The 19,602-nt window shown below is 45.1% G+C and carries 21 protein-coding genes; 8 read left to right on the forward strand and 13 right to left on the reverse strand.

What is annotated here, in order from left to right:
• Positions 1–49: 49 nt before the first annotated feature.
• On the reverse strand, positions 50–1,051 hold the full coding sequence (locus tag QUF61_RS09785) for an endonuclease/exonuclease/phosphatase family protein (RefSeq protein ID WP_289681488.1): 1,002 nt from the start codon (positions 1,049–1,051) through the stop codon (positions 50–52).
• Positions 1,052–1,292: 241 nt separating this feature from the next.
• Between QUF61_RS09785 and QUF61_RS09790 the strand changes: the two genes are divergently transcribed.
• Entirely contained in the window at positions 1,293–2,042 is a 750-nt protein-coding gene (locus QUF61_RS09790; RefSeq protein WP_103922622.1) for a hypothetical protein, read from the forward strand.
• 111 nt (positions 2,043–2,153) lie between these two features.
• On the opposite strand, the gene QUF61_RS09795 is transcribed toward QUF61_RS09790, so the two are convergent.
• Entirely contained in the window at positions 2,154–2,795 is a 642-nt protein-coding gene (locus tag QUF61_RS09795) for an adenylate kinase (RefSeq protein ID WP_289681489.1), read from the reverse strand.
• A gap of 83 nt (positions 2,796–2,878) precedes the next feature.
• Between QUF61_RS09795 and QUF61_RS09800 the strand changes: the two genes are divergently transcribed.
• From QUF61_RS09800 to QUF61_RS09810, 3 genes are all read left to right on the forward strand, one after another.
• On the forward strand, positions 2,879–3,625 hold the full coding sequence (locus QUF61_RS09800; RefSeq protein ID WP_289681490.1) for a sulfite exporter TauE/SafE family protein: 747 nt from the start codon (positions 2,879–2,881) through the stop codon (positions 3,623–3,625).
• A 203-nt stretch (positions 3,626–3,828) separates the two neighbouring features.
• Positions 3,829–4,104 carry a BufA1 family periplasmic bufferin-type metallophore gene (locus tag QUF61_RS09805; RefSeq protein ID WP_103922625.1) on the forward strand — a complete coding sequence of 92 codons (276 nt, stop codon included), beginning with the start codon at positions 3,829–3,831 and terminating at the stop codon, positions 4,102–4,104.
• A 93-nt stretch (positions 4,105–4,197) separates the two neighbouring features.
• Positions 4,198–4,638, forward strand: a complete 441-nt coding sequence (locus tag QUF61_RS09810; RefSeq protein ID WP_289681491.1) for a DUF29 domain-containing protein — start codon at positions 4,198–4,200, stop codon at positions 4,636–4,638.
• Between the two features lie 164 nt (positions 4,639–4,802).
• Here the strand turns inward: QUF61_RS09810 and pcnB are convergent, their stop codons facing one another.
• The gene (pcnB, locus tag QUF61_RS09815) at positions 4,803–6,239 is read right to left on the reverse strand and encodes a polynucleotide adenylyltransferase PcnB (RefSeq protein ID WP_103922627.1); all 1,437 of its coding nucleotides are present in this window, start codon (positions 6,237–6,239) and stop codon (positions 4,803–4,805) included.
• 213 nt (positions 6,240–6,452) lie between these two features.
• On the opposite strand from pcnB, the gene queG reads away from it, so the two are divergent.
• Both queG and QUF61_RS09825 read left to right on the forward strand, forming a co-directional pair.
• Complete coding sequence (gene queG / locus QUF61_RS09820) at positions 6,453–7,568, forward strand: tRNA epoxyqueuosine(34) reductase QueG (RefSeq protein ID WP_289681492.1); 1,116 nt, start codon at positions 6,453–6,455, stop codon at positions 7,566–7,568.
• 232 nt (positions 7,569–7,800) lie between these two features.
• A complete protein-coding gene (locus QUF61_RS09825) occupies positions 7,801–8,370 on the forward strand; it encodes a hypothetical protein (RefSeq protein WP_289681493.1) in 570 nt (189 codons plus the stop codon).
• A 23-nt stretch (positions 8,371–8,393) separates the two neighbouring features.
• Here QUF61_RS09825 and QUF61_RS09830 read toward each other — a convergent pair whose 3' ends face one another.
• From QUF61_RS09830 to tgt, 9 genes are all read right to left on the reverse strand, one after another.
• The gene (locus QUF61_RS09830; protein WP_103922630.1) at positions 8,394–8,810 is read right to left on the reverse strand and encodes a bacteriohemerythrin; all 417 of its coding nucleotides are present in this window, start codon (positions 8,808–8,810) and stop codon (positions 8,394–8,396) included.
• A gap of 419 nt (positions 8,811–9,229) precedes the next feature.
• Positions 9,230–9,592 (reverse strand): response regulator, encoded by a 363-nt coding sequence (locus QUF61_RS09835; RefSeq protein WP_103922631.1) that lies wholly within the window; start codon positions 9,590–9,592, stop codon positions 9,230–9,232.
• A gap of 174 nt (positions 9,593–9,766) precedes the next feature.
• Positions 9,767–11,575 (reverse strand): N-acetylglutaminylglutamine amidotransferase, encoded by a 1,809-nt coding sequence (locus tag QUF61_RS09840; RefSeq protein WP_103922632.1) that lies wholly within the window; start codon positions 11,573–11,575, stop codon positions 9,767–9,769.
• A 28-nt stretch (positions 11,576–11,603) separates the two neighbouring features.
• Entirely contained in the window at positions 11,604–12,896 is a 1,293-nt protein-coding gene (locus QUF61_RS09845) for an efflux RND transporter periplasmic adaptor subunit (protein WP_289681494.1), read from the reverse strand.
• A 3-nt stretch (positions 12,897–12,899) separates the two neighbouring features.
• Positions 12,900–13,547, reverse strand: a complete 648-nt coding sequence (locus QUF61_RS09850; protein ID WP_103922634.1) for a V-type ATP synthase subunit D — start codon at positions 13,545–13,547, stop codon at positions 12,900–12,902.
• A 112-nt stretch (positions 13,548–13,659) separates the two neighbouring features.
• Entirely contained in the window at positions 13,660–13,887 is a 228-nt protein-coding gene (locus QUF61_RS09855; protein WP_103922635.1) for a BrnA antitoxin family protein, read from the reverse strand.
• The gene (locus tag QUF61_RS09860) at positions 13,874–14,158 is read right to left on the reverse strand and encodes a BrnT family toxin (protein ID WP_286019619.1); all 285 of its coding nucleotides are present in this window, start codon (positions 14,156–14,158) and stop codon (positions 13,874–13,876) included. The genes QUF61_RS09855 and QUF61_RS09860 overlap by 14 nt, the downstream gene beginning before the upstream one ends.
• A 37-nt stretch (positions 14,159–14,195) precedes the next feature.
• Complete coding sequence (locus QUF61_RS09865; protein WP_289681496.1) at positions 14,196–15,302, reverse strand: Lcl domain-containing protein; 1,107 nt, start codon at positions 15,300–15,302, stop codon at positions 14,196–14,198.
• 402 nt (positions 15,303–15,704) lie between these two features.
• Positions 15,705–16,814 carry a tRNA guanosine(34) transglycosylase Tgt gene (tgt, locus tag QUF61_RS09870; protein WP_103922637.1) on the reverse strand — a complete coding sequence of 370 codons (1,110 nt, stop codon included), beginning with the start codon at positions 16,812–16,814 and terminating at the stop codon, positions 15,705–15,707.
• 209 nt (positions 16,815–17,023) lie between these two features.
• On the opposite strand from tgt, the gene QUF61_RS09875 reads away from it, so the two are divergent.
• The gene (locus tag QUF61_RS09875; RefSeq protein WP_146066935.1) at positions 17,024–17,329 is read left to right on the forward strand and encodes a hypothetical protein; all 306 of its coding nucleotides are present in this window, start codon (positions 17,024–17,026) and stop codon (positions 17,327–17,329) included.
• A gap of 156 nt (positions 17,330–17,485) precedes the next feature.
• A complete protein-coding gene (gene cysZ / locus QUF61_RS09880; protein WP_289681497.1) occupies positions 17,486–18,232 on the forward strand; it encodes a sulfate transporter CysZ in 747 nt (248 codons plus the stop codon).
• A gap of 223 nt (positions 18,233–18,455) precedes the next feature.
• On the opposite strand, the gene hemE is transcribed toward cysZ, so the two are convergent.
• A complete protein-coding gene (hemE, locus tag QUF61_RS09885; RefSeq protein WP_289681508.1) occupies positions 18,456–19,520 on the reverse strand; it encodes a uroporphyrinogen decarboxylase in 1,065 nt (354 codons plus the stop codon).
• Positions 19,521–19,602 lie beyond the last annotated feature (82 nt).

A 19,602-nucleotide genomic window follows, 5' to 3' on the forward strand; every position in this document is an offset into this window, starting at 1 on the left:
ATTTGCTATTGTACAATGATAGAAGCAGTGTTCTGTAGCAAAAGTTCAACTATGAGTTAAGTTGTAGTTGAATATGTAAAGCCCGGTGGTCACCGCTGTTATGTGGGCCGATCTGATAACTATTTACTCTCAAATCCGCGCTGTGGCTGCACAGGTCTATAGGTAATACGGGTAAAGGTGACGGCCAGGTGGCGTGCCAGCCCCAGGGGCGTGCTGCATCCTGCAATTGTCCCTGCTGTAAAAAATACTGAAAATTACCTGCCCAGGGCGTGGTGTTGAAATCACCTAAAATTAGCGTAGATAGACCCTGAGCCTGTTGTTCCCGGCTCCAGGCTGCAACGGCTGCCAGTTCTTCATTCTGATAAAAACCCGTGAACCAGGCCTTATCCTCAAAATTAAACGCCAGACGCGGACGCGTGGTATGCAGGCTGAGCACTTGTATGTTCTGCCCCGCATAAGACAATTGTACACTTAATAAGGGACGGAGACTGGATGCAGGTAAATACCATTCCTGCTTTGCCAGCACGGTGATGGGGCGCTGGCGATGGCGTAAAATCGCCGAGCCATGACTGCTTTCCAGTGCTTTATGAATGATGATGTCATAAGCGGGTAAGGCGCTGGGGAGTTGTGCCAGTAAACGCGGTGTAACTTCCTGAAGCAATAAAATATCATCCTCTCGCGCTCGCAAATAAGCCAGCACAGGGCCATAATCCTGTACATGGCGATCCAGGTTGATATGGGTGATACGCAGCATTGGTGTCAACGAAGTATGGGCGGCTGAAGCGATGCCAGGAAACAGGGATTGGGGCAGCACATAATACAAGTTCAGCGCCAGCCCTGATAACAGGGCCAATAAAGCCACATAAACATGAGGCTTGCGCGGTTGCCAGATGAGTAATAACAGCGCCAAGCCCAGCCACAGCGCATAAAATGGGCGAAAATGAGAAAACAGGGCGCAAAACCACAGTTGATGCTCCAATAAACTGAGCGTGGTGGCGGTCAACACCAGCAGTGTTAAACCCTTAAAAACTATTGATATATATCTACGCATTATGAAACCCTTAATGGCATAATCATCACAATATTTTTACTTAGGAGTGAGGATAAAATAAATACAGAAACTGGGCGCAGGATTTTTATTCATTTTCAAGGCGTGAAAACAGGCGCATAGCAAGCTATGTAACTGCCTAAGTCCAAACAGGCGGAACGCAGAAAATGGAGAAAAAGACCAGCCAAGTTGCTGAAGTTATAAAATTCTTGCTCCTTATTGCCACAATTTATGGAGGCATCTGATGAAATACAGTAAAGCTTTATTAAACTTGTTATTTTTCTTTATAGTGCTAAACGCTGGTATGGTTTGGGCGTTTGATGATATTGATATTACTATCGTGGATGACAATGGCAGGGCTTTTGCCATGTATCCGGCATCATCCCGGCACGGTAACAGACATCGTGCTTATTTGGAAGCAGAACGGGATGCTGCTTACAATATACGCATCTATAATCGCAGTCAGCGGCGCATTGGTCTGGTGGTTGCTGTGGATGGGCGTAATATTATTTCCGGTCGGCATTCTAACTTATCACGGCGCGAGCGTATGTATGTGCTGAATGCGGGGGAAGAGGCCAGCTACAGTGGATGGCGCACGGGCAGAAACCGGGTTAACCGGTTTTATTTCACCGATGCCGCAGATTCTTATGCAGACACCTGGAATGATACGGCAGATATTGGGATTATTGCGGTAGCGGTTTATCCAGAACGTCAGCGCAGACGCGATGGACATAAATATCGCAGCCAGAAGTGGCGTCAACATACACCAAGCCCTGAAGCTGGTGCAGGGACGGGGTTTGGTGAAGAGGAATATTCGCCATCTCGCAAGGTCAAGTTTCGCGCGCAAAAACATGCCAGCAGTCGGCACTTTATTCAATATGAGTGGCGCAGGAGTTTATGCCGTAAAGGTATTATCCATTGCAGGCCACATTCCCGCCGCCATTTCCGGGAAAGGGATAATGGTTTTGCTCAGCCACCACCGGGATATCGCTAAGCATTGTGGCATTATCGGGAAACGTTCCGGTGCAGGTTGCAAACCTGCACCGGCTTATATCTTAACTTTTTTAGATCTTCTGGATTTAGAAAACCTGAAAGGTTTCTTAAATTATGCTTCGAGTTTTTCTTTAATCGCAGCAACCACAACGTCACTGGAAGTTGCAGTAATGCTCAGCAACATGTCTTCTTTGCTGTAGAAATCCACCAGTGGTGCAGTTTTTTCATTGTATACGTCGAGACGGTTGGAAATCGCTGCTTCGGTTTCGTCATCACGTTGTACCACGTCAGCACCACATTTATCACACACGCCTTCCACTTTAGGTGGCATACTTTTAACATTATAGATTGCGCCACAGCCTACACAAGTACGGCGGGTGGTTAAACGATCTAAAATGACATCACGCGGTACATCCAGTTCAACAGCAAAATCCAGCTCAACGTTAATACGTGTCAGCAGTTCTTTTAATTCATTTGCCTGTGGGATGGTACGTGGGAAACCGTCCAGCAGGAAACCACTTTTGCAGTCATCCTGTTGCAGGCGCTCTTCCATAATACCCATGATTAAATCATCAGGTACCAGATCCCCGGCTTTCATAAAAGCTTCCGCTTTTTTACCCAGTTCGGTGCCATCTTTCACTGCGCCACGCAAAATGTCACCAGTGGAAATCTGCACGGAACCGTCCATCGCGGTTAACATTTTAGCAACAGTACCTTTACCAGCGCCGGGTGCGCCCAACAAAATTAATTTCATTCAATAAGCTCCTGAGTTTTAAAAAAATAAAGGCGCTATTATACGCGAACATCAATTTTTCTCATCTTTAAAGGACAGTATATTTGGATACACTAATACAGGTTTGGCAGCTTTATGGGCCTTTAGAGCTTTCTTTGGCGCTTGTTGCCATTGCTGCGGGCGCGATGATACAAGGCGCGGTAGGGTTTGGTTTTGCGCTGATCGCTGCACCAATATTAATGTTGATTGATCCAAAATTGGTCCCGGTGCCGATTTCAATTGTGGCGCTGCTGATGACGGGGCTGGTCTTTTGGCGTGACCGCCACGGTGCGGACTGGCAAGGATTGAGCTGGATTTATCTGGGCAATTTGCCGGGCTATGCCTTGGGTGCGTTTGCGCTGATGTTGCTGCCAATTCGTGACATGGCGCTGCTGTTTGCGGGGCTAACCTTGCTTGCAGTTGGATTGAGTATTTCACATTTGTGTCTCAGCCCCGTTCCTCGCTGGTTGTTGCCAATGGGTATAGCCTCCAGCTTTATGGGGGTGACGATGGCGATGAACGGGCCGCCCGTGGCGCTGACCTACCAACATGCCTCTGGCGTGGTAATCCGTGGTTCCTTATCGGTTTATTTTTTCACCAGCAATCTGGTGTTGCTGCTGATTTTTGCAGCAATTGGACAACTGGATGGTTTCACCCTGGCGACGGGGGTGTTGCTACTGCCTGGGGTCATATTGGGTTTATTATTAGCGAGTCCTCTGGCGCGTTGGGTTGATGCCGGACGCATGCGCCGGGCAGTTTTATGGATATCAGCTTTGAGCGCGTTGGCGGTGTTGGTGCGGTATGGATATTAAAAAACAGCAAATTTTCCAGAGCAACTGGTTGCGGGAAAGCCTTGCAGGCATTTTTGCAACCGATAGATTTTGGCAAAATTTGTTAAAGATAATTTTTATTCATGTTGCATGAAAATTTTTTTCCAGATAGCATGTCTCTTATGATACGGCTGATAAGTTGTATCAGATGATTATTTAATAATATCCCTTTAAGGAGTCTGTTTATGATGACATTTAATCGCACTGCAAATTTAGTATTCGCTGGCATTATGGCTTTGGGTTTGAGCGCTGTCAGTACCAGCGCGCTGGCCGGTAAGCCCGGTTTTGAAAAATGTATGGGCGTTGCTAAAGCAGGTAAGAATGATTGTGGTACCAGCGCCCATGCTTGTGCGGGTATGGCAAAAACAGATAGTGAGGCAGAAGAGTGGGTTTATGTACCTGAAGGTACTTGTGAAAAACTCACAGGTGGCACGGTAAAAGGTGCAAAAAAAGCTAAATAAACACACTTGAGCTTTGGCATTATGCCAGTTGTTTAGTTTGTTGATAATAAAAAAGCAGATTTTTTAATCTGCTTTTTTATTGGGGTATCAGACATGGATTCACTTAATCAATTATACGAGCACGATTTATGTTCCTGGTTAGAACGTAACAGCTACTTATTGCGTCATGGTCTGCTTACTGATATCGATCCAATTCACATTGCAGAAGAGCTGGAAGATATGAGCAAACGGGAACGGCGCGCTCTGGAAAGTTATTTGCGTAATGTCATTTTGCATTTGTTAAAGTGGACGTATCAACCAAATTTTAGAGGCAATAGCTGGCGACAATCCATTCGTAATGGGCGTATTGCCATTGCAAAAATTCTACGTGATAGTCCCAGCCTGAAAAAAGAAGTTGCCAGCTTTATTCAGGATGAGTATGAAGCAGCCGTTGCTGACGCAGTTGATGAGACGGGGCTGGAGCGTAAGACTTTTCCTGCAAGCAACCCGTTTAGTGAACAACAAATCTGTGATAAAGCATTTTTTCCAAACTAACGGGGGTTTGCAAAAGCTTCTTTTTTGCAGGTTATTTTAAATAAATAACACTTAAATCCAGCACGCATTATCAATGATTTAGCGTGAGGGATAAGCGGTTTTCAGTCTGATTTCTTCAAATTTTATCAACCAGCAAATTGAAAGAAGCTTAGCCCAAACTCAGCTTATTTAGATGATTCATCTGTTTTCTTTTGTGGCCTGCGGCGTTTTTGATAAGGTCGACGTTTTTTAGGTTCGGTAAATCTCGCCACTTCCTGTGGGTTTTCTTCCTGAAACTGTGTCCAGAAGTCAGCCAAATCCTGCAATTCTGGATTAACCTTGGCACGTAAGACTAAAAAGTCATAAGCTGCCCGAAAACGCGGATGCCCCAGCAGTTTAATCGCACGTTTGCCTTGGCGGTTGCGTTCCAGACGCAATTGCATATGCCAGATTTCCCGCATATTCAAAGCAATGCGCTTGGGAATGTTGACTTGTTGATGATGGCGACCACCGATCTGGTGACTGGCTTCAAACAAGGCATCTTGTTTGTTCATGCCTTCCGTTTCTAAAATCTGCATTTGGGTTTGCAGGGGTTCCCACAATAAAGCGGAAAAAATAAACGCGGGTGTTACCGGTTTATTTTGCGTAATTCTTTGATCAGTACTGTCTAGCGCAGCATGAATCAGCGCCAGACCTTCCGATTTTTGCAGGTGTTTTTCAACATTGGCGAATAAATGCGGGAGCAATTGGTATTTGATTAATAAATCAAAGCTTTTTTTACCTTGACCGCCCAAAAACAGTTTCAGGCATTCCTCATACAAACGCGAGGGCGGGATATTGCTTAATAAATGCCCCATGTCATAAATTGGGCTTTCCGTGTCCTTGTCCAGGGTGAAGTCAAGTTTTGCCGCAAAACGCAAAGCACGCAGCATTCTGACCGGATCTTCCTGGTAACGTTGCAGAGGATCGCCAATCAAACGAATACGTTTGGCTTTCAGATCCTGCATACCACCGGTATAATCTACCACCGTAAAGTTGGCGATATTATAATACAGGGCATTAATTGTAAAATCTCGCCGCCAGGCATCATCTTCCAGCGTGCCATAGACATTATCGCGAATAATCATGCCATCGCGTACCACGCCCGCGCCGGAAATTTTTCCTGTAGGCTGGGGCTGGGCAGCGGCAGTGTCACCGTGCTGGGCGCGAAAAGTGGCAACTTCGATAATTTCCCGGCCAAAATGCACATGTGCCAGACGAAAACGGCGTCCGATTAAACGGCAATTACGAAATAATTTATCAACTTCTTCCGGGTGGGCATTCGTAGCAATATCGAAGTCTTTGGGGGATTTACCTAATAATAAATCGCGCACACCGCCGCCAACCAGAAATGATTGATAATCATCATTGTGTAAACGATACAGCACTTTCACTGCATTTGGGCTGATTTTTTTACGGGAAATGGTATGCTGGTTGCGTGGAATAACCGCGGGTTTATGGTGTTTGGCGGCAACAGTGACTTGAGGCAGATCCAGCGCACTTTGTGAAGTGATAGTGCTGTGCAGATCTGATTTTTGAAAAATTCTTTTCAATCCTTGAATAATACGGTGATAAGGTGACATTATGATCCTGAATCGATTCCTTTTTAGCTTAATCTCTGATTTTACGCAGGCGCTATTTTGTGTACAAAATTAGGGGAGGCAAAACGCAAATGAAATCCAGTATGAAGCAAAAATGGTTTTTTTACATTTTAAACCTTCAAAACCTGCAAGCAAGAAGCTTTTGCGTAACACCGGTTAATTCTTTTATTATGCCTGATTTTTTAGTTTTCTGATATGTATACCACAGCAAAATCTCCTGAAACCCATCCTGCTTTACTGGAAAAATGCCTGGAACTGAAGCCACAAATCCAACAATGGGCCGAACAACTGGGCTTTCAGAGTGTAGGCATTACCCATACCAATCTGGAACAGGCCGAACAACATTTATCACGCTGGCTGCAAAAAGATTTTCATGGCAACATGGATTATATGGCAAAACACGGGCACAAGCGCAGCCGCCCAGCAGAGCTTGAACCGGGTACCTTGCGGGTAATCAGCGTTGCCATCCCTTATCTGCCTGAGGCTATGGCCAAGATGGATACGCAGTTACAACAGCCCTTGCAGGCTTATGTATCCCGTTATGCGCTGGGCCGCGATTATCACAAGCTGTTGCGCAAACGCCTGGTGCAACTGGCGAAAAAAATACAGCAGCAATCAGGTGAATTTGCTGAAAAATTTAATTATCGCGCTTTTACCGACAGCGCGCCAGTATTGGAAAAGCCCCTGGCTGAACAGGCCGGGCTGGGCTGGATAGGTAAACACAGCAATTTAATCAACGCGCAGCAAGGCTCCTGGTTTTTTCTGGGGGAGTTATACACCAATCTGCCACTGCCTGTTGATGCGCCTGCACAAAATCATTGTGGACGTTGCCAGCGTTGTCTGGAGGTTTGCCCGACACAGGCGATTGTTGCGCCTTATCAGGTGGATGCGCGCTTGTGTATTTCTTATCTCACCATTGAACTGCATGGGGCGATTCCAAGGCAGCTCAGAGCGTTAATCGGTAATCGGATTTATGGTTGTGATGACTGTCAATTGGTCTGCCCCTGGAATCGTTTTGCACACCTGACTGCTGAAAAGGATTTTTTACCACGTCAGGGATTGGACAATATCAGCTTGCTTGAGTTATTCGCCTGGGATGAAGCCAGTTTTTTACGGCGCACGGAAGGTTCTGCAATTCGCCGTATTGGTTATCAGCGCTGGTTGCGTAATATCAGTGTTGCGCTGGGTAATGCTTTGCGCGCTGATGAGCTAAAGCATAGCGATCATGCTTTGATACGTGAAGCCTTAAGTCAACGTTTGATTGAGTCTGATGACATGTTGCGTGAGCATATTTTATGGGCGTTAGAATAACAATACCTTCGTTAATCCTGGACTGTTTTACCTGAATCCTTTTGGGGTAAGTTATTTAACCTGGATGGTTTCGGTCTGTTTTTTGCAAAATCATAACTAACTGATGTTATGCAAATTGCAACTTGCTGGTTCTTGGTTTGAACCTTATATTTTCTCGGACTAGCCAAAAATCAGTGTGGAGCAAAAAGCACTCAGGTTTGGTATCTTATTTCAACAGAACCCGGAAACGATAATGCATGAATTAGAGAAAATTATTGGTCTTTGTGTCGACAGGTCAATAATTGACATACAGGTTTTGCCCGGTAAAGAATATCACCAATTTGATCTGGAGAAGTCCGATACAACGGAAGTTTGTGCTTATTTAAAAAATTTATACCCAACTTTGATAATTGCTCAACAAACAAAACTTGCTGAAGACTTTGTTGCGATGTTACAACAAAGCAGCTTGCCATTGGTTATGGTGCCTGACAGGCCATTACAGCATTTTGCCGAACAAACCCATTTTACCTTGAAAACAGGCACTGCCAGCAGTAATTTTCTGGCACACTTTGGCCTGAGTATTTTACCGGAAAAAGACATGCACAAGGCACCGGAAAATAAAGCCTTTAATGCCTTGTTAAGCCGTCGTTTACAATTAATTGAAATGCTGATGGCAGAAAAAAACCGTTTAATGCTGAGTGGTTATTATGCGGTTTCAGCTTATGTCAGACAGAATATTCTGGTACATATTGACTGGCTGGAACAGCAGTTGGAAGAAGTAGATTTGCATCTGAAACCATTTTGGCTTAGCTCAAAAACCTGATAAATCTGAATTTGGCGCAAGCTTTATTGATTTTGTTTGTTTTGATTTTTGATAAAGATTTTATATTGTTTATCCATTTTCAAAACATGTTTTTTCCACCAGGTCGCAATCATATTGGATAGTTTAATTTCAGCATGATCAACATTGCCCCTATGAATGTCCTGACGGAGTTTTTCAAAATCAGCAATAAAGGCTTGGTGTGCTGCCTTGTGTGCGGGAAGATCCGGGTAATTTATCCGCGCCATTAAAGCTTCTTCCTCTTGAAAATGGTATTGCGTATAATCACCCAGCTTTTTAATTACATCTTCAATGACATTTTGCCCCTGTCCTTGTCGCGCTGCTTCATAGAGTTTATCAAGCAGATTGAGCATTTTTTTATGATGCCTGTCCATGCGCGCATTGCCAACACTGTATTTTTCATTCCATAGGAATAAGGGCATGTCACAATCCTCATATTTTGATATTGAGACAATTTAGGGGATATTTTGTGGCTATTGAAGTGTTTTGATGAGAAACAAAAGCAGCAATTTGGCTATAGGAGTGAGAATTTTATAACTTCAGCAACTTGGCTGGTCTTTTCCTCCATTTTCTGCGTTGTGAAAACAGTTACATAGCTTGCTATGCGCCTGTTTTCACGCCTTGAAAATGAATAAAAATCCTGCGCCCAGTTTCTGCATTTATTTCATCCTCACTCCTATGGTGAGATGTATGCTGTTTTCAGCTATATGGCATCTGAAAAATGCTGAGGCTAAATTTTGTGTCCAAGCCTACCAATATAAAATGTGCTTAATCCACCTATAATAATCAAGACATTGTAAAATCATCGATTTTACAATGTCTTAGATAAGATACTTAATACTTAAGATAGTAATGTTTCAATTTTGCTGAGCAGGCGTGGCAATTCAATCGGTTTGGTATCGTAATCATCACAACCCGCTTCCAGTGCCTGCTCACGATCACCAGACATCGCATGTGCCGTCAGTGCAATCACAGGGATATGTTTGGTCGCATCATCCGCTTTCAGTTCACGCGTTGCCGTCCAACCATCCTTAACGGGTAAACTCATGTCCATCAAAATCAGATCAGGGCTTTCCGCATGCGCCATTTCCACACCTTGCCCACCATCAACTGCAATCAGGATGTCAAAGCCTTTGCGTTTCAGGCGACGTGACAACATGTCACGATTCATTTCATTATCTTCTACAAGCAGCACTTTTGGCATCCGAGTACTCTCCTAAAATACAGCCATTTATTAATATTGGTTCAATTAACCCGTAAACCTCAAATTGTAACACTTTTGATACCCTAACTTACGAAAAATTGTTGTAAGTAAGCTAGTGTGTTGACTTTGAGTCTGTCTGTCAACACATAAAAGCAAAAAACCCGCCATGTTTCATTATATATGTGTTTGTAACCAAAATTCCAACAAAGCCAGATGCCAGAGTTTACTGCCCTGAATCCGGGTTAAATACGATTCCGGTGCTGCCAGTAATTTTTCTACATAAGCTGATTGGAATAATCCTCGTTGCCGACAACTGTCTGAATATAACACTTCTTGCATAAAATCAAGAAATGGGCCACGCACATATTTCAGTGCTGGTACAGGAAAATAGCCTTTGGGCCGGTCAATTACACTATTAGGCAGACATTGGCGAGCCAGTGCTTTGAGTGGATATTTGCCATTTTCCCGCAGTTTCATTTCCGGCGGCATTTGCGCGGCTAATTCTACCAGATGATGATCCAAAAAAGGTACTCTGGCTTCCAGACCCCAGGCCATGGTCATATTATCAACCCGCTTGACCGGATCATCAACCACTAATGTGGTGACATCCAGACGTAATACCCGATCCAGAAATTCATCGGCACCGGGATGGGATAATTTCTCTTTAATCAGTTGCCCGGTATAATCCTCACCATGATACGGACTTTGTACTGTATCCAGAAATTCCGGGTGATCCCGATCAAAATAATAATTTCTGAAATGCTCCAGATAATGTTCCGGGGCCATTGCCGCATTTTCCGGGGGCTTATGCGCATAAGCGGACTGCATTTGCGGATACCAGAAATAACCGGCAAACACTTCATCTGCACCCTGACCACTTTGCACCACTTTGACTTCCTGGGAAACCCGCTCACCCAACAGATAAAAAGCAATGGCATCTTGCGCCACCATTGGCTCAGACATTGCCGTCACCGCTTCTGGCAAACGCTCCAGCACTTCGCTATTGGGAATAATTAAACGTTGGTGTTGGGTTGGATAACGTTCAATAACCTGATCGGAATATTCAAATTCACTGCCTTTTTCTTCCGGCTGGTCTTCAAAGCCAATCGAAAAAGTACGTAAATGCTCAACATCACCCAATTCTGCCAGCAGTGCAACCAGCAAACTGGAATCCAGCCCCCCCGATAATAAAACCCCCACCGGCACATCAGCCGCCAGTTTGCGTTTTTCCACCGCTTCGCGCAACACCGTATGCGCCTGTTCCAGCCATTGCCCTTCATTGAAGCTTTGTTCTGGACGCTGGGCATTCAGTTCCCAATAAGTTCGGCTATGCTGCCGCCCATGACGATCAATGGTCATGGTGGTGGCTGGTTCAATTTTACGAATACCGCTTAAAATGGTTCTTGGCGCAGGAATGACTGCGTGCAGGGTGAGCTGGTGATGCAAGGCAACCGCATCGATACTGGTATCTATATCACCACTGGCTAACAGCGATTGAGGATTGGAGGCAAACCGGAACCAGCGACTATTATGGCTGAAATATAATGGTTTAATACCGATGCGATCACGGGCTAAAAACAGTTTCTGCGCCCGGTTATCCCAAATGGCAAATGCAAACATGCCCTGAAAATGGGTCACGCATTGTTCGCCCCAGGCATGATAAGCTTTCAGAATCACTTCACTATCGCCATCAGAAAAAAACTGATAGCCCAGTCCCTGCAATTCATTGCGCAATGCCCGGTAATTATAAATCGTGCCATTAAAAACCAGCACCAGGCCCAAAGTGCTGTCAACCATAGGCTGGTGCGCACGCGGGGATAAGTCGATAATCGATAAGCGACGATGCCCCAGCGCCAGTGCGCCATCGCTGTAACTGCCCGCATGGTCAGGCCCGCGTGGGGCCAACTTATCCATCATGCGCGTCAGCCTGCCCATATCCGGCAAGGCATTATCCAGTCTTAGTTCACCGCAGATACCACACATAAAAATACATCGCGTTTAAGTGAAAGGTTTATTGTACCGGATTATCCGGTTTGGATTTTTGTACTTCGGTTTGTTTTACTTTTAATCCCGGAATTGCGTTAGGCAACTGCGTGATAATAATTTTATCCTGTGCTGAAATATCAGGACTGGAAACCAGTGCCATGATTTTGGCTTCTACATTTGCCGATGATGCATTTGTTTGCAACGATTCCCCACGTAATTGCACCTGAATATTATGCATACGCCCATCTTTTAGCTTATACAATTGATTACCGGCATAAATCGCTTCATAAGGTACGGACAGCGTATCAGGTATGGGGGGCAGACTCAGCGTGAGGTTAATAAACTGCCCCAGACGCAGTGTATTCAGCGTTGCAGTTTCTGGCGCTAATACAAAAAAAGCATCCAGCCCACTGCCTGATTGACGCACGGAACCCGCCAGTCGCTCCAGCTTAAAAGTGATAGCTTTACCCTGTAATTGCGTTGTGGCGGATAAGGTTTGCATCTGTGCCAATACAACTGATATTGCCGCTTCATGACGTCTGGGTATCTGCGCTCGCGCTTCCAGCGCGCTGGGATCATACAGATTTAACAGCAATTTCCCCGCTGCGACGCGATCACCGATAGATACGTCAAGTGTGCTGATGATTGCTGCAAACGGCGCGTGAATCCGGGTGCGCCCTACATCACGCTGGCGTTGCGTTAATGCGGCTAAAGCCCGCTGATGTTGCGCTTCTAATTGTTGCAGATTTGCGGCATGGTTTTTTAATTTTAATTTACGATTACTGACGGTTAAAGCCTGTAGCTCAACAGCCTTTAAAGCCTCATCCACCGCAGATTCTGAGCCTGCAAGCTGCTTGCGTAATTTGCGTGTGCGCTGTGCAGATTTTTCAGCCAGTTTTAACAGGCTGCGCTCTTTGGGCAGGGCCGCTTTATCACTGGCATAACGATTTTTTTCAATCTGGATCAGAGCTTTAATTTCCTGAATATCTGCCTGTTTTTGCTGGAGGTTCAATTGCATATCCTGGTCATCCAGTTGTATCAGCAATTGTCCCTGTGCAACGCGCTGTCCCTCCCGCACCAGGACTTTCACCACATCGGCATTCACCGCAGCGGTTAATGCTGCGCTGCGTGGTGATTCCAAACGTGCGTATAAATTGACTTGCGGGGTGTGCAATTCCGGCTTGGCTAATTGTATATCAACATTCCAAACCTTTTCTTCAGTTTTAAGGGGGGCGCTGACAACTTTGCTTTTGATCATAAAGGCAGAACCCACCCCGCCTAACAGCAGCACCAATATTGCGGATAACCATTTTTTCATATTTTAACGACCATTCGTGCTTAGGATATCAAATAAATCTTGAGACTCTGCCAACCGCTTGGTCTGAAACAAGGTGTTACGCTCTTCCTCTTCCAGTCCGGCCTGAATAAAGTGAATGGTTTCACGATACTGCGGCATTACATTATATTTTAAGGCATTCACCCGTTTTTGGGTTTTACGTTGTTCTTCCAGCAAACGCCACAATGCCGTCTCCGCTTCCCCCAGTTCAGCCAGCATCGCCACCATTTGCGCAAAATGCAAACGGGTTTCATCCAGACTGCTGTCGGTGCCCATCAAACCAATCGGCTCCAGTGGCAAGACCTTCGTGCTCACGCCGGGATATTGCACGCCAAGACTGCTGCGTGGCAAAATGTTCACTTCCAGCGCCGCTTTCATGCCATAACCCAGGGTTTGCAGACTTTGCTCCTCAGTGCGCACCTGAGTGATGCCCAGCCAGTAATAAGCCTGCTGAAGACCATCATGGGCTTTATTGCGCAGGGTTTTATAAGTCTTTAACTGTTCATAAACCAGACGGGTTAATAATTCTTTTTTGCGCTCCAGCAAAGCATGGCCCTGCTCCAGAAACCGCAATTGCTTTTTCAGGTGAATCAGGGCGCTTTTGGTCGGCGCGACTTTAAGGCGTTTGGGCATGATGTTTTACTCTGTCAGGGATAAACGTTTTGTGCTGATACCCGCTTCACCAGGTGAGCAAATAATCCACGCCTTGCGCGGTGACAATGGAGATGTGCAAGGCATCTTTCTCTTATTGCGTTGTCATATAATCCCGCAACAAGCTATTCAATAAAGTTTGATAATCCATGTGCTTTTCTCGTGCTTGTTTCTTGATGAATAGCAATACGTCATTATCCAGTTCAACCGTTGCGGTGACTTTTTTAGATTGATAAAAGCGTCCACGAATGCCGCTGCTGAAATCATAATCATCGGCTAATTCAAACTCATCAAGCTCAGCCCGTTGTTCAATAGTGCGCATAATATTTCTTCTCTCTTGCGTTAGCGGGTCTTGCGGAGATGATGCGAATAATCTCCTCCCCTTCATCAGAAAAAAACAAGTTAGCTACCACCAAAATATGACCTTTTTGCGTTGCACCAATGGTAATCCATCTTTCCTCGAAATAGCTGAAGCGGTGGTCTAATTTGGCGATGTGCAAGGCATCATTAAACACTTCTTTCGCTTCTTCAAAAGAAACACCGTGTTTCTTTTGGTTGAACTGGTTTTTCTGTTCGTTCCATTCAAATTTCATAGTGATGTTGCTTTACTGCTGGAGGCAAAAGCAGAGGTTACTGTCCGTCACGCATCAAACGAACAAGCTTGCTGCCACCATGGTAGCCGTGGTTGTCGTCTTCATAGTTGAAATTCACATACCAGGCATAGTTTGAATAATCTGCATGAGGCGAGCTTGACCAGAACCGACCACTTGGTGTATTTGGAAAAATAGCTTTTACAATCGTGGGTTGATCATGATCTTTGCCAGACTCGCCTTGACAGCCTGAATAATTATTATTAGCATCTTTTCCCATGCTGAGATAATGTGGCTTGCCATTACTGCAATACACCAAGGTGCGCAATTCTTTAATACTCGGCAAACGCCAATCGTTGTAACCCGCAAAAGTTTTATGAATCGCTTTGGCATCATCCCATTTGAATCTTTGTGCTTTCCCTACGCAAGTACTGCCATTCCATTTCTGCCCCACCGAACAGTGCATCCACATCAACTCCGTCACCATATCTTTCGCTGTGCCATCAGGATAACCCAAATATCGATTTATTTTAGTTGGCAGCTTGTTAAGTTTAGCTTGTGCCGCTTGAGCAGTGGAACTGCCAGGATAACGATTCAGCACATCTAAATAGTACAAACGGGCATTATTAAAATCCTGGAGAGCTTCGTATTGCAGGGCTTTTTGATACAGATCGTTAATCGCTTGCTGAGCTTCTTGTTGTTGCTGTTCAGCTTCGCGTTGTTGCTGTCGTGCTTGAGCCACCTGTTGCGCCTGTTCCAAATCCGCCAGTTTATTTTGCGCTTCGCTTGCACTACGGGTATCTGGATAGCGGTTAATGAGTTCACGGCAATATACCAATGCCTGGGTAAAATCCTGTCTGGCTTCAGCTTGCAGTACTTTTTGGTAAATAACATCTGCCTCTGACTCTTTTGCCTCTGCCAATTTCTTCCGTACAGCTTTTGCTGTTTCGGTATCAGGATAGCGTGTCAAAATATCTTGATAATAAAGCAATGCCTTGTCCGATTGGTCTTGCACTTCCAAATCCAATGCCTTGTTGTACAGTTCTTCGGCTTTGGATTCATCGGTATTCAGAAATGGAATATCCCAAGCCTGTGCGGCAAGTGCGACGAAGCAGAGTAACAATAGGGGAATAAGGATTTTTTGCATGAAGTTTCTCCTTGAGTTACGACCAATGCAACTTGGCACAGTGTTAGCCCTTAGTCGTTTTGCAATAATGGACTTTAATATAATACCTTTTTTTGCATTAGCATTGTTATACTGACTCAAGAATTAACCATAACAAGCAGTTAAGAGGAACAGTGTTGGTATATCACTGCTGGCAAAACGCTGCGGCTATCACACATCAAGCTGTTGCTGGAAATTCTGGCGGCATAGGCTGGAAACGGAAACGAGTCTTTGAGACTGTGAAAGTATTCAAAGTTTGCCGGATTTTATGAGTTTGGCAAACGACAAAACAATGACTTACAAGACAAGGTTTGTCAAAATGGAGACATTTTTCGAATACTTTCACAGCCTCCTTTGCTGGTAGTAACGAGGGTGTAGTTACCTTTAATCCGGCAACCCCGCCGCCCACAACGCTTTGGTTTCCCGCATAAAAGCTTCCAGATGCTGATTTTCTATAGCCGCGCGAACCTCCCGCATCAGCGTTTGATAATAATGCAGATTATGCACGGTATTCAAATGCGATCCCAGCATTTCCCTGGCTTTATCCAGATGATGCAAATAAGCGCGGCTATAATGCTGACAAGTATAACAATCGCAGCTTTCATCCAGTGGACGGGTGTCGTGTTTATGGCGGTGATTACGAATTCTCAACGTGCCATGACGGGTGAATAAATGACCATTGCGCGCATTGCGCGTGGGCATCACGCAATCAAACATATCAATGCCACGCCACACGGCATCTAATAAATCTTCCGGCGTACCCACACCCATCAAATAACGCGGATGATGCGTTGGCATCTGCGGCCCCAGATGTTCCAAAATCCGCATCATGTCTGCTTTCGGCTCGCCCACCGACAAACCGCCAATGGCATAACCATCAAAGCCGATATCTTTCAGTCCTGCCAGCGAGTGATCGCGCAGGTCTTCATACATGCCACCCTGGACGATACCAAATAAAGCATGGGGATTGTCACCATGCGCGGTTTTTGAACGCAAAGCCCAACGCAAAGACAATTCCATAGAGTCTTTAGCCTGCGCCCAAGTTGCGGGGTGCGGGGTGCATTCATCAAACACCATGACAATATCAGCATCTAAAGCACGTTGCACCTGCATGGAGATTTCCGGGTCTAAAAAAACCGTAGCCCCATCCACGGGTGATTGAAACGTCACCCCGGCCTCGGTGATTTTACGCATTTTCCCCAGGCTGAACACCTGAAAGCCGCCGGAATCGGTCAATATCGGTCCGTCCCAATGCGCAAAACCATGTAAGCCGCCGTGCTGCTGAATAATTTCTATGCCGGGGCGCAGCATTAAATGAAAAGTATTGCCCAGGATAATTTGTGCGCCAGTTGCGCGGACTTCCTCCGGGCGCATCCCTTTAACTGTGCCATAAGTGCCAACCGGCATAAAAGCCGGTGTTTCAACCTGGCCCCGGGCAAACTGTAAAGTGCCGCGACGGGCATGTTGATCTTGATGACTGAGTGTGAAGTTCATGAGCTTATTGGCATATAGTAAAAAGTTGTTACAATTCCAATACAACTTATTTTAAGTGTGGAATTATAATTGCAATAACTACCTAACACTAATATCTAAGTAGTTGAAAAAGATGGAATGTGATATATAATTTAAATTGTAACATTTTGTATTAAAATGCGTAGGCAGTGTTTTAATACCATGCCAAAAACACCTGTTGGGAGGTATTTATGAGACAATCAATCCTTTATTATGTATGCTTAACCATCCTTTCTGGATGGCTGTTTGTATCGCCCCTGATCGCTGCCGCAGAATCTAGTGGCAAAGGCTGTACTGCGACCAATATTGCTTATTGTAAAAAAGCAAAAACCTGGCGTGGTGAACCTTACCGCAGTTATGTGGTGCGCTGTTCCGATTCCGGGAAACGTAAAATCAGTTTCTGGGAAAAACGTAAACGTTGGTGCGTTGGTATGAATACCAGCAAATGTTCAAAAAGTAAACTCAACACGGCAACCATAGCATGTCGCAGTAAATAACGCTAAATGAACTTAAACTGACAGATGTAGGATTTTTTAAGTAAAAATGCTGAAATCTGGTACGCACCATCAATAACTTACTGTGAGATGGAAGCGGTTTTCAGCGTCTTTAGTGCTGAAAGAAGCTTACATTGAACTCAGCTTGATGAGGTTTTAATGGCCCCCAAAAAATATAAATTTGATATTCTGGACGGTTTATTACATTTATTCAGTGGGTTTGGACTGATTACCCAAAAAGGCATACGCCAATGGGTATTAATTCCCTTGCTGATCAATGTCGTATTATTTGCCGGACTGATTATTTATACAAGTATGCAAATGGATTTGCTCGCTGTTTCTTTTGAGAACTGGCTACCCAACTGGCTGGACTGGTTGAGCATCTTATTATGGCCATTATTTATTTTAAGCGTGGTGATGTTTGTTTTTTTTGGCTTTACTTTTATTGCCAATTTTATTGCCGCACCTTTTAATGCCTTGTTGTCCGCAGCGGTTGAACGCCACTTGACCGGACAAGAACCCAGCGAGGCAAAAACGACTTTATGGGCGATGGTTATCGGCAGCCTGCTTGATGAACTGCGCAAACTCACTTATAACCTGTTGCGCCTGCTACCCATTTTAATTTTATTTATTATTCCCGGCCTGCAATTGATTGCTCCGGTTTTATTATTTTTATTCACCATCTGGATGTTGACGCTGCAATATGTTGATTATCCAATGGGCAATAATGGCCTGAATTTTAAGACACAGCGCGAGTATTTACGCAAACGCCGTTTATTAAGCCTGAGTTTTGGTTCCGGCACATTCCTGATTACCCTGATTCCTGGTTTAAATTTACTGGTCATACCGGTTGCCGTTGCTGGTGCAACGCGCTTGTGGGTGGAAGAATTTATGCAGCAGCAATAAAATGATTGTATCGCGCTTCTGAGTCAGACATTTTTATTTCCTATCGTATGCAGATGCAGTTAATGCGAATAATAAAAATTATTAAACCCCATCCACTTTGAAAATGACAAAAAGTGCAGTTTTCAACTTATAGATTTTCAGGTAAATAACTGCCAAAAAACCTGACAGGTCTTGAAGACCTGTCAGGTTTCCGTGAGAAATTTAATTATCTAAAAAACTATATTTATACGTGATAAGGTACGCTGAATTCATGTACCGCATCAACAAACGCCTTGGCATGTTCCGGGTTGATGGTCGGGTGAATACCGTGGCCCAGGTTAAATACATGACCATTACCGTGACCAAAGTCAGCCAGTATGCCTTTAACTTCTTCGCGAATGCGCTCCGGGTTGGCGTATAACACGCAAGGGTCCATATTGCCCTGCAAGGCCACGCGCTCACCTACCTGCGCCCGCGCTTTGCTAATATTGGTTGTCCAATCCAGACCTAAGGCATCACAACCAGTATCAGCCATTGCGTCCAGCCATTCGCCGCCATCTTTGGTAAACAAAATCACCGGCACGCGCTGGCCTTCATGCTCACGTTGCAGACCGGCGACAATTTTTTGCATATAAGCCAGCGAAAATGCCTGATAATCACGTTCAGTTAAGACCCCGCCCCAGGTATCAAATATCATCACCGCCTGCGCACCGGCCTGAATCTGCGCATTAAGATACACAATGACCGATTCAGCAACCGTTTCCAGCAATTGATGTAATAAAGCGGGTTCATTGAACAGCATACCCTTGCTATACTGGAACTGTTTGGTACTGCCGCCTTCTATCATGTAGGTGGCCAGCGTCCAGGGACTGCCAGAAAAGCCGATGAGAGGCACACGCCCATTCAGTTCGCGGCGAATCAGGCGCACAGCGTCCACCACATAAGCCAGCGAATCTTCCGGGTCAGGTACGCCTAAAGCCTGTATATCACGGCTATTGCGCAGCGGGCGCTCAAATCTTGGGCCTTCGCCTTCGTTGAAATACAAGCCCAGGCCCATTGCATCGGGAATGGTGAGAATATCGGAAAATAAAATGGCGGCATCCAGTTCAAAACGTTCCAGTGGCTGTAAAGTCACTTCACAAGCCAATTCCGGATTCTGGCATAATGCCATGAAATTACCAGCACGTTCGCGGGTGGCGCGGTATTCAGGTAAATAGCGCCCAGCCTGGCGCATCATCCAGACAGGTGTTTTATCAACAGGTTGGCGTAACAGGGCGCGTAAAAAACGATCATTTTGTAATTGTGTCATCATTAAGGCTTTGAGTCGTTGCAACAAAATCCCCATAATAGCGGTTTTGCGCCACAGGTGCTACTACTAAGAAAATTTCAAG

The sequence above is a fragment of the Candidatus Venteria ishoeyi genome, assembly GCF_030378065.1.
Classification (GTDB): Bacteria; Pseudomonadota; Gammaproteobacteria; order Beggiatoales; family Beggiatoaceae; genus Venteria; species Venteria ishoeyi.

Coding starts and splice junctions, on each gene's coding strand:
- QUF61_RS09865 (WP_289681496.1), bottom strand. CDS start 15,302: ATGCAAAAAATCCTTATTCCCCTATTGTTACTCTGCTTCGTCGCACTT.
- queG (WP_289681492.1), top strand. CDS start 6,453: ATGTATACCACAGCAAAATCTCCTGAAACCCATCCTGCTTTACTGGAA.
- hemE (WP_289681508.1), bottom strand. CDS start 19,520: ATGACACAATTACAAAATGATCGTTTTTTACGCGCCCTGTTACGCCAA.
- pcnB (WP_103922627.1), bottom strand. CDS start 6,239: ATGTCACCTTATCACCGTATTATTCAAGGATTGAAAAGAATTTTTCAA.
- QUF61_RS09860 (WP_286019619.1), bottom strand. CDS start 14,158: ATGAAATTTGAATGGAACGAACAGAAAAACCAGTTCAACCAAAAGAAA.
- QUF61_RS09805 (WP_103922625.1), top strand. CDS start 3,829: ATGATGACATTTAATCGCACTGCAAATTTAGTATTCGCTGGCATTATG.
- tgt (WP_103922637.1), bottom strand. CDS start 16,814: ATGAACTTCACACTCAGTCATCAAGATCAACATGCCCGTCGCGGCACT.
- QUF61_RS09825 (WP_289681493.1), top strand. CDS start 7,801: ATGCATGAATTAGAGAAAATTATTGGTCTTTGTGTCGACAGGTCAATA.
- QUF61_RS09845 (WP_289681494.1), bottom strand. CDS start 12,896: ATGAAAAAATGGTTATCCGCAATATTGGTGCTGCTGTTAGGCGGGGTG.
- QUF61_RS09855 (WP_103922635.1), bottom strand. CDS start 13,887: ATGCGCACTATTGAACAACGGGCTGAGCTTGATGAGTTTGAATTAGCC.
- QUF61_RS09850 (WP_103922634.1), bottom strand. CDS start 13,547: ATGCCCAAACGCCTTAAAGTCGCGCCGACCAAAAGCGCCCTGATTCAC.
- QUF61_RS09785 (WP_289681488.1), bottom strand. CDS start 1,051: ATGCGTAGATATATATCAATAGTTTTTAAGGGTTTAACACTGCTGGTG.
- QUF61_RS09835 (WP_103922631.1), bottom strand. CDS start 9,592: ATGCCAAAAGTGCTGCTTGTAGAAGATAATGAAATGAATCGTGACATG.
- QUF61_RS09830 (WP_103922630.1), bottom strand. CDS start 8,810: ATGCCCTTATTCCTATGGAATGAAAAATACAGTGTTGGCAATGCGCGC.
- QUF61_RS09840 (WP_103922632.1), bottom strand. CDS start 11,575: ATGTGTGGTATCTGCGGTGAACTAAGACTGGATAATGCCTTGCCGGAT.
- QUF61_RS09875 (WP_146066935.1), top strand. CDS start 17,024: ATGAGACAATCAATCCTTTATTATGTATGCTTAACCATCCTTTCTGGA.
- QUF61_RS09790 (WP_103922622.1), top strand. CDS start 1,293: ATGAAATACAGTAAAGCTTTATTAAACTTGTTATTTTTCTTTATAGTG.
- QUF61_RS09795 (WP_289681489.1), bottom strand. CDS start 2,795: ATGAAATTAATTTTGTTGGGCGCACCCGGCGCTGGTAAAGGTACTGTT.
- cysZ (WP_289681497.1), top strand. CDS start 17,486: ATGGCCCCCAAAAAATATAAATTTGATATTCTGGACGGTTTATTACAT.
- QUF61_RS09810 (WP_289681491.1), top strand. CDS start 4,198: ATGGATTCACTTAATCAATTATACGAGCACGATTTATGTTCCTGGTTA.